At 35.7% G+C, this 9,069-nt stretch carries 10 protein-coding genes; 7 read left to right on the top strand and 3 right to left on the bottom strand.

Going from position 1 to position 9,069, the window contains the following annotated elements:
• The first annotated feature begins 622 nt into the window (after positions 1-622).
• Positions 623-1,219 carry a nitroreductase gene (locus P4V41_RS21520; RefSeq protein WP_328087275.1) on the top strand — a complete coding sequence of 199 codons (597 nt, stop codon included), beginning with the start codon at positions 623-625 and terminating at the stop codon, positions 1,217-1,219.
• 428 nt (positions 1,220-1,647) lie between these two features.
• Here P4V41_RS21520 and P4V41_RS21525 read toward each other — a convergent pair whose 3' ends face one another.
• Both P4V41_RS21525 and P4V41_RS21530 read right to left on the bottom strand, forming a co-directional pair.
• Complete coding sequence (locus P4V41_RS21525) at positions 1,648-1,920, bottom strand: YueH family protein (protein WP_328087276.1); 273 nt, start codon at positions 1,918-1,920, stop codon at positions 1,648-1,650.
• A gap of 99 nt (positions 1,921-2,019) precedes the next feature.
• Positions 2,020-2,307 carry a hypothetical protein gene (locus P4V41_RS21530; RefSeq protein WP_328087277.1) on the bottom strand — a complete coding sequence of 96 codons (288 nt, stop codon included), beginning with the start codon at positions 2,305-2,307 and terminating at the stop codon, positions 2,020-2,022.
• Positions 2,308-2,955: 648 nt separating this feature from the next.
• On the opposite strand from P4V41_RS21530, the gene P4V41_RS21535 reads away from it, so the two are divergent.
• From P4V41_RS21535 to P4V41_RS21560, 6 genes are all read left to right on the top strand, one after another.
• Positions 2,956-3,405, top strand: a complete 450-nt coding sequence (locus P4V41_RS21535) for an SRPBCC family protein (RefSeq protein WP_328087279.1) — start codon at positions 2,956-2,958, stop codon at positions 3,403-3,405.
• Between the two features lie 239 nt (positions 3,406-3,644).
• A complete protein-coding gene (locus P4V41_RS21540; protein ID WP_328087281.1) occupies positions 3,645-4,766 on the top strand; it encodes a Ger(x)C family spore germination protein in 1,122 nt (373 codons plus the stop codon).
• Positions 4,767-4,826: 60 nt separating this feature from the next.
• Complete coding sequence (locus P4V41_RS21545; protein ID WP_328087282.1) at positions 4,827-5,132, top strand: amino acid permease; 306 nt, start codon at positions 4,827-4,829, stop codon at positions 5,130-5,132.
• 171 nt (positions 5,133-5,303) lie between these two features.
• The gene (locus P4V41_RS21550; RefSeq protein WP_328087283.1) at positions 5,304-5,624 is read left to right on the top strand and encodes a hypothetical protein; all 321 of its coding nucleotides are present in this window, start codon (positions 5,304-5,306) and stop codon (positions 5,622-5,624) included.
• Between the two features lie 138 nt (positions 5,625-5,762).
• Positions 5,763-6,263 (top strand): cation:proton antiporter regulatory subunit, encoded by a 501-nt coding sequence (locus P4V41_RS21555; RefSeq protein ID WP_328087284.1) that lies wholly within the window; start codon positions 5,763-5,765, stop codon positions 6,261-6,263.
• Positions 6,260-7,486, top strand: a complete 1,227-nt coding sequence (locus P4V41_RS21560) for a cation:proton antiporter (RefSeq protein ID WP_328087285.1) — start codon at positions 6,260-6,262, stop codon at positions 7,484-7,486. The genes P4V41_RS21555 and P4V41_RS21560 overlap by 4 nt, the downstream gene beginning before the upstream one ends.
• A 1,079-nt stretch (positions 7,487-8,565) precedes the next feature.
• Here the strand turns inward: P4V41_RS21560 and P4V41_RS21565 are convergent.
• On the bottom strand, positions 8,566-9,069 hold a 504-nt coding region (locus tag P4V41_RS21565), incomplete at its 5' end, for an ACT domain-containing protein (protein WP_328087287.1).

Genomic DNA, 9,069 nt, shown 5'->3' on the forward strand with positions numbered 1-9,069 from the left:
CTCCTATCATGATCTTTGTGTATTCAAGGTTATTAATACGGGGAGCGATGAGTTGATGCTTTACGCTTGGGTAAAGATTTTTAACTACCTATACAAAATATGACAGATGTTTGATATGGAAATATTGGGCACACCGAATGTTGGAGCTAACACATAGTGGAGTACGAGATGGATTTGATGTATTTTTCTTCTCAATGTCGAAAGGTAACAGGTCAAATTCTTCACAGTGGGAAATAGAACAAGTTGTTACTTGAATGGATTGTCATAATAACTAAAATTATGTATAATTGAGAATGAATTTCAATTTCAATTGAAACACTTTCATATTTAAATCAAATCAAACAGTGGAATGTACATCAGACATTGTAGCTAGAATTAAGAGTAAAAAGAACAACACTTTATGAAGGGTTGCATTACTTCTTTCTGATTCATCTGATTCAATGAAAAATGGAAAGCTATAGGAAAATCCCCTCTGTTATAAGAAAATGCTGCTAAAATCTCTACTTAAATCATGGTTGTGAACACGTATAATCAGGAGCCTCATATCCAAGGGAATCGATAGTAAAGCAAATAGTATGCAGTCAAATTATAAAATGAACACCAGTGGGGAAAGGGAGGAAACATGGAAAGTAAGCATATTGAAGAAATGGGATTTGGAAGCGAGAGCGTAGCAAAAATTATCCGAGAAAGGCGGTCAATCAAAGAGTTTAGACAGGACGCATCCGTCTCCACTGAACTTATACTGAAATTGTTAAATGATGCAGTTTGGGCTCCTAATCATGGTTTAAGAGAACCTTGGAGGTTTATCTTATTCCAAGAGGATGGACGCAAGACTCTTGCAGATGCGATTATCAAAGAAACATTCTCTAAGGAAGAACAAGAAAAAAAGGCAGAGCATTTCTCCACCTATATCATGAATATTCCCGCTCATTTACTAGTGGTCATGAAGGCGGATCCGAGACCAAAACAGTGGGAAGAGGACCTTTGTGCAACGTCAGCACTGATTCAAAACTTCCAGCTCTTAGCATGGGAAAAACAACTTGGGGTCATTTGGAAAACAAACAACTACAACTGGGACCCTAGGTTTCATAAAGCGGTTGGGATTGAACCAGGTGAAAAAGTAGTAGCAACATTACACATTGGGTACTTTGATAAAGTCCCAAAACCTAGACCTAGGACTCCTGCGGAGGAAAAAACAAAGATTATCCTCACATACTGATCAAACATTTCTAAGAATTCATTACAGTTAAGAAAAAGGAAAAGCTCTTCAATAAGATAGGTTTTTTCTGCCACATGTGTTCAAGTTCACTTGAGTGCATGTTTTATTAATTTACAGGAATATTACTGTTCCTTAAACCAATCGTTACTCATGTTACTCCCTTTGAGATATCATCTGGTATTGATAAAAAGAAGCCAAGGTATGCATGCATACCTTGGCTTCTTTTTGACAATTACATTGAAAAGGATACTCTTGTTGTGGAATATAGGTGTAATAATAGTATGTTCTGTTGAAGATGATTTTATTCAGTATCTTTCAATTAAAAAAGTGCAACAGTTAGCCTTATCCTCAATTTCTATAAAATAACTATTACTTTTTAATACATTTTTTGAATTTAGCACCTACACATAATCTATAAAGTTGCACAGTTACTCAAACCTTGTTCGTTCAACTATGGAAATGATAGAATCTACTAACTCCTCTGTATCGCCAGAGAATAAATGGAAGTTTAAAGAGTTATTTAAATGTTCTTTTTGAATAGCGATATGATCGATATCTTTAAACTCAGCTGACCAATGAAGGTCAGGAATGGCAACGATAAAACGTTTGTCACTTGTTTTATGTAAGAAGACTTCAGAACTTTTGTTACCTGAGATAGTAAGTACTTTGGAAGTAGTTATAATAGAAATCCTTCCCTTCATAAAGAATTTTTAAAAAGGATACATGAAAAATGATTGTCAGCGAAAAGTACAAAGATATATCAGCACAAGTCGATGAACTCTAGACCAAAGAAAACGCCATTAAAGTGTTATGGGTGTTAATAGGATCTTTTCATCTGTTTGGATAACAAATACATTATAGAGTTTAGATCCTAGTTCTTGCCGTAATTCTATCGGGATTGTTATTTTCCCTTTGTCAGTTACCACTCGAGTATATTCTCTGTCTTCTCTCTTATCGATAATCACAATATTTCCAATAAGGTCTATTCCTAATGCAACGCCGCAATCCATTTTAAATTCTTCACGCCAAACAAATGGAATTGTTAAATTTCCAATCTTATTGTTGTATTTTTTCTTTGTTAGTAACACTTTAACATTCCACCAACCATTTCTTTATAGAGTAATAAATCTGTTTATTAACTTATTACACTAAAGAGTTAAAGTGAAACTGGGTAATCTTTCTCAATTCACAATTCTAACATACGAGGAATAATATGTATGAGCTGTTTATCAGCTATCCCCCTAGGCGGTCTCTTTTAAGAGATCGTCTATTTTCATGCCCTGTTAAAAATATAATCATTGTGCACTAGGTACATATTAATTGTAGTGAGTGCTTACAGACACCATAGGTTGAGTGAAGGGTGCATGTTGTTTTAAAGGAGCATTCTCTCTACAAATGGAAGAGGTAAACGGGGAAATGTTATATACCGTTTGACTTTAAACGGTAAAGCCAACTTTAATCAATCACGTTTGAAATAAACTACTTTTATTTTGATTATGGTCTATTTATTAAAATTTAAGAAGGATTGTCACATTATGAGCATTGTATGGGGCTTAAAAAGGTATAAATGAAATTTTATAGAAAGAAAAGAGGAAAAGAAGATGAAGATGCCAGGTTGATGAGGTAACAAAAAAATTTCTAATAAGCCATTTATCCTTTTGGCGTAGATCAATTTTAAAATGAGGGCTAAAGTATTACAAGTCAATACCTATAATAATCAAAGGAGGAATTAGGAGATGTTAGTTACCATGCAATTGGAGATCCAAGCACCTGTTGAAACAGTATTTACATATTTAGATGATCAAGAAAAACAAAAGGAATGGATTAGTGGACTTGAAAGTACAGAATTTGTGTCACCATTAGATCCAACGAATCCAGTCGGTACTAAGTTTAAACAGCGTCTCAGAGAAGGAGGCCGTATACAGGAGTATGAGGGACAAGTAACTGAGTACAAAAGAAACAATCTTTTAGGAATTCAGCTTCAACACTCGGCATTTCTAGTCGAAGTGATTTATCGCATCGAAGCACTGACGGATAAAAGCTGCAGGTTACATTTGACTGAAAAAATAGAAAGTAAAACTTTATTTGGTAAACTCATTAATATTCTTTTTAGCGGGATTATTAAACGGACACTAAAGAAACAAATGACGCTCTTGAAAAATAGTGCGGAGATGTCATCCCGTTAACATCGTCTTTTTTAGTAGTCCTCCTTTTTGTTCACCTATTTTAATGTTATGGGTATCAGAATTAATAGGAATGGATGGTAACGAATAAAATAATATCAAACAATTTTATTGCAGATTGGCTAACGGTGATTTGGTCATTGTAAAAATCCTTTTTAATAGGCTCAGCTGATTAAGAATTATTACGAATAACAGTACACATACTACTCCTTGAAGGTTTTCTGAGTCAGGAGGAATAAAAGTTGAAAAAATGTATATTCCTGCTTCCAGCTATAATCTTTTTAACAGGGTGCTGGGATCAACATATGTTAAGTCAGACTAAATTGATTACAGCAGGCGGCATTGATTATACAGAAGACGGTAAAGTCGTTACGACAGTATCTGTCCCACAAGCATTCTTAGGAGATTCCGGCCGAGGGACGGTGATTAATCAAGTGTTTTCAGGTGAAGGGCAAACCGCCCGTCAAAGCCGGCTTAGGTTAGATAGAAAAGTAAGTGAACAGCTAGATGCGACTAAAAATCAAGTTTTGGTACTAGGAGAAGAAGTTGCTAAAAACGATATTTATCCGATTCTGGATGTTTTTTATCGCGATCCGAAATCTGCATTAAACGCAAAAATGGTAGTCTCTATAGGAAGTGCATCTGAGGTAATTAATTCAAAGTATACAGAACCAATAAAAACTATTGGTATCGGGGAATATTTAAAAGAAATAATTACGAGCGCTGAACGAGATGCTGTTATACCTACCGATAATTTACAGACGATTTGTCCAGTTATGTTTGATCCGGGGCAAGATTTTGTGCTTCCTTTATTTGAACCGCTTGAAAAAACAGTAAGGGTTGCTGGACTCGCTTTTTTCCATAAAAGCAAAATGGTAGGAACGATTAAAGAACCTTTATCGGTTTCTTATATTCTACTCACTGGTGAAAAACCTATGAAAGAGTTATCAACAACTGAAAGAATCAGCAGTAAACATGAAAATAACGTATGGAATTTCATAAGTGTTAAAGTGAAAAGAAACAAACGAGATTTTACGGTGAAAGTAACTCCTTCTGGTAAGATTTCTGCTCATATCAAGTTAAAAACAAATGTCGTTGTAACAGAATACCCACTTGATAACTTGGATTCACCTGCTGAGATAAAAAAACTTGAGAACCAGTTGTCTAAAATCTTCACCAAAAACACCCAAGAAGTAATCGATAAAATACAGGAAATGAACAGCGATACTTTTGGAGTCGGTAGGAAACTAATGGCTTTTCACTATCCTACATGGGAAAAGCTAAATTGGAGTAAGGATTATCAGAAGGTTGATTTTTCAAGTTCTGTAGATGTACAAATAGATGGGAACGGGATTATTGAGTGAGTGCAAGAGAGTAATTAGTAAAAAGCCCTTTGTATGCATTTTTCATCCTGACCAATCCTGTTGGAGTTTGGTGAAATTCAAGTAGCTTACTTTGCAATTGATCAAGATTGGGCAGTGGGTTTCATACCGTTGGGAGCAATTATAGATAATACAACGGTTTTAATCATCATGATGTTCGGTCAGACACGATCGTTATATGCGATGAGCCGTGATGGGCTTCTTTCAAGTAAATTGTCAGCGGTTCATCCAAGAACAAAAGTACCTCTTCCTAGTCCGTGGACAACCGGACTACTTGTTGCGCTATTTGTTGGATTTGTCCCGTTAGATTTCACTAGGAGTAGCGGTTCAACTAAAGACACGTCCTGATATCCAACGATGTTTTAAAACACCATAGATACCAGTGATACAAAACGAAATAGGACGAACTAGTTAGATAAAAAAACTACCTAAAAAGAGGTGGCTTTTTCACTTTACTTCAGAAACGCGTGGTTTCATGGTATTATTGAGGTAGTAAAAAAGAAAGGGGGGAGTAAGAAATTGCGGAAAATATCACTGTTGGCTTTATTGTATGTATTTGTGTTCACATCACTTTTTCCTAACTACAACATGGAAAATTTGTTCTCGCCACCTCATAATGACGTTTATGAACTATCCTCAGCGTCGATCGATGAATCCACGATTATTGGCGAATATCCAACCAAGAGTAAGAAGTTAAAAAAGTCCGTAAAAGCTGTTTATACGGATATCCAAACACCATTAGAAGAATCACATGATTATTTCGTTTTCCCATCATACAGCCAAGAGAACAATAAGATTGCACGTCTTACCCCCTATCAATTTCAATCGAATTACCTCTGACAAACAAAACAATCTCATTAACTTTAAAAAGCCTTTAACTTAAGGTTTATTTAGCAGAACCTTTATTTATAGCATCGAAAAACATGTTTCCGAACGTTTTTTCATTGTGCTTAAAAATACGAACAAAAGGAGATTGTTATGATCGTTAAAGAAACAGAACTACCTGGTATCGGTAGAAAGTTTGAAATAGAGATATCAAATAAAGATAAAGTCGTTGTAATTGTCCATGATGATGGAAGAAGAGAAATTTATCATTTTGATAAACATGATTATGAAGAAAGTCTTTCGTCAGTTACGTTAAGTGATACAGAAGCTCGACAGTTTGCTGCCATAATCGGTGGTATGATCTATCGGCCAAAAGCCCTTGAAACGATTGAAATGGCATTTGATGAGCTCATGATTGAATGGTATCGAGTTGAATCTAATGCGTTTGCGGTTGGAAGAACGATCGGAGAACTAGATATTCGTCAAAAATATGAAGTGTCAGTCATTGCCATCATCAAAGGAAATGAAAAAGTCTTGAACCCTGGTCCTGAAACAATGATCGACTCTGGAGATATGCTTGTTATCTCTGGCGAAAGACATGGTGTTAAACGAATCATTAAGGAGATGTTCTCAGCTGAGGTGAGCAGTGAATGACAAATCATCTTGTACTAGAAGTTGGTACAGCTCTAATCATCATCGCGCTGGCTGCTCTACTCGCAAATAAAATAAACTTCTCTATCATTCCGTTTCTCATCATATGCGGGATGATTGTAGGTCCACATGCCCCTGTTATTGGCGTTTTGGATTTTACGTTTATTAACAGCAACGAGATCATTACCTTTTTTGGTAGGATAGGTGTATTGTTTTTACTGTTCTATCTCGGTTTAGAATTTTCGGTCGGAAAGTTAGTACGATCTGGAAAAAATATCGCTGTTGGTGGAAGCATCTATATCCTAATCAACTTTTCATTAGGATTGATCTACGCTTATATGGTTGGTTTTCCTCTTTTAGAGGTGCTTATCATAGCTGGAATTATCACCATCTCTTCGAGTGCGATCGTTGCGAAAATCATTGTTGATCTCCGGCGTACGGCGAATCCTGAAACAGAACTGATCCTCGGAATCATCATGTTCGAAGATATATTCTTAGCTGTTTATCTATCGATTATTTCGGGGTTAGTGTTAGGAGATGCGACTTCTGTTTTAGGGGTAACCAAATCCATTTTAATCGCTTTTGGTTATATGATTTTGTTCTTTGTAATTGCAAGAACATGTACGAAGCATCTAAACAGACTGCTAAATATCACATCGAACGAGATCTTTATTATTGTGATTTTTGCCTCGTTGTTCTTTATCGCAGGATTTTCAGAAACGATCCACGTAGCAGAAGCGATCGGAGCTCTTCTGTTAGGACTTGTATTTTCTGAAACTCAACATAGTGAACGCATCGAAAAGATGGTTATACCGTTCAGAGATTTCTTTGGTGCGATTTTCTTTTTCAGCTTCGGATTAAGTATAGATCCGTTCACGTTAGGCGGAGCCGTTTGGCTGGCGCTAGGAGCTGTACTGATAACGATCATTGGAAATTTTGTAGCTGGAATGATTGCAGGAAGAAAAGCGGGACTATCTCATAAAGCCTCCTCAAATATCGGACTAACGATTGTTTCAAGGGGCGAGTTCTCCATCATTGTAGCGAACATTGGAATGGCAGGAGGTTTAGCTTCTGTATTAAAACCATTTTCCGCACTGTATGTTTTGATATTAGCGATACTGGGCCCTTTGCTCACAAAAGAATCGAAGAAGATTTATGGTGTATTAAATAGTATTTTCAAATGGAAGAAAGAAGAAAAGCTTCCATTGAAAAAGAAGGCAAATTGAAATTTGCACGAAGAAAACACAGCTTCTCTATTGAGGACTGTGTTTTTTACGGCTAAAGTACAGGTGAAATAAAAGGATACAGAGAATAACTTTTTTCAACACGTTTTGTCTTAAAGTTTTCCAAACGTACTAGCAATCTTTTCTCCTTTCCATTCACTCATTATTCCAAAATGAGGTTGAGTCCTTACGTTGCTCTATCGTTTCCTCATTATACACAAACCCTATAGTCAGGTTTCGTTTACCTTTAGTTAGATATTTGAATTAGCAGTACAAGAACTATAGCTGCTATAAATTTTATTAGTAATTCTATTTCTCGTTTATTCATTTTGCCTCACTTTCATTGTTTAAAACTATCTTTATTAGACCTGCTCATTAAAATAAATGGATAATCACGGCTATTAGATTAGAGTGCCGAAGGGCGTAAAAAATCTAAGTAACAAGAAACAAAATTCTATGGAGTTATGTGATGGTTTTAAAAGAAAATTGTATTTAATGGATACAAACAAAAAAATCGTTACGCTAAGCGTTCTACAATTCGTGAAGAGTGTCAGATTCACATTGGTACATATCGGAGCAAGCTGTTCTGAATAATTGTCAAACTAACATCCTTTTAAATAACACTTTCTAAGAGACGACTCAAGAACGAAATTGTGAAAAAATTCGTACCACCATGAATACTGTTTTAAGAGCTCTTCAAAGATTATAAGGAAAAGTTTTGGAATAGGCAAACTAAGCACTAATGGTTTAGCAGAAATGGGGGTGGTAAGTTTCGCATTGGTTATAGCCTGAAGACTTTATTATCATATAACCGGAAGCATTTAAGGAACTAAATTAGTTAAAAAACCTTTGTTTTATATCTAGCTCTTTAATATTTGAAAGTTGTGTAAAGTCATACTCTAAATATTCCTATTGTTCCTATCTGCTTTTATAATCTACATGGATCAACGACAACATTACATAGTAAAACAGATGTAAATATTGAAAAACCCGGTTAATCTTCTTATAGGAAGATCACTGGGTTTCAATACTTATTAGTTGGATATAATTTGGTTTATACTCCAAGAAGTAACGCTAAGAATTCACTCTGCAATACTCAATAAACGCTGCTGTACAATTTCTTGTAAGTTCGCAGATACTCCTTCCTCATGCAAACGAAAAGCGGAATGAAGAGCATTTACTGATTCAATAAGATCTTCTTTCTTAACGAGCGCCCAGATCGTAGTATGAGAATCTGCAGATTGTAAGATTTGAATGTTTCTGCTAGATAGTGATTCTACGATAGTTGCTGTCACACCAGGCGTTCCTATGATGCCGGCTCCAACTGCAGATACTTTGGCACAATCTCGGTTCACTTCTGGTTCGTACCCAAGCTCTTCTAATTTTGCTAAAGCCATATCTGTTTTGTCTTCCATAACCGTATATTCGACACCTTTAGGACTGATATTGATAAAATCTACTGAAATTTGTTCCTGTGCCATGGCTTTAAACACTTTTGTATGAAATTCATACTGACCATCATTTGCATACACTTTAATTTGAGTAATGTTTGAAACATGTGCAATACCCGTTATGATTGATTCTTG

It is taken from the genome of Fictibacillus nanhaiensis (assembly GCF_036213205.1).
GTDB classification, from domain to species: domain Bacteria; phylum Bacillota; class Bacilli; order Bacillales; family Fictibacillaceae; genus Fictibacillus; species Fictibacillus nanhaiensis_E.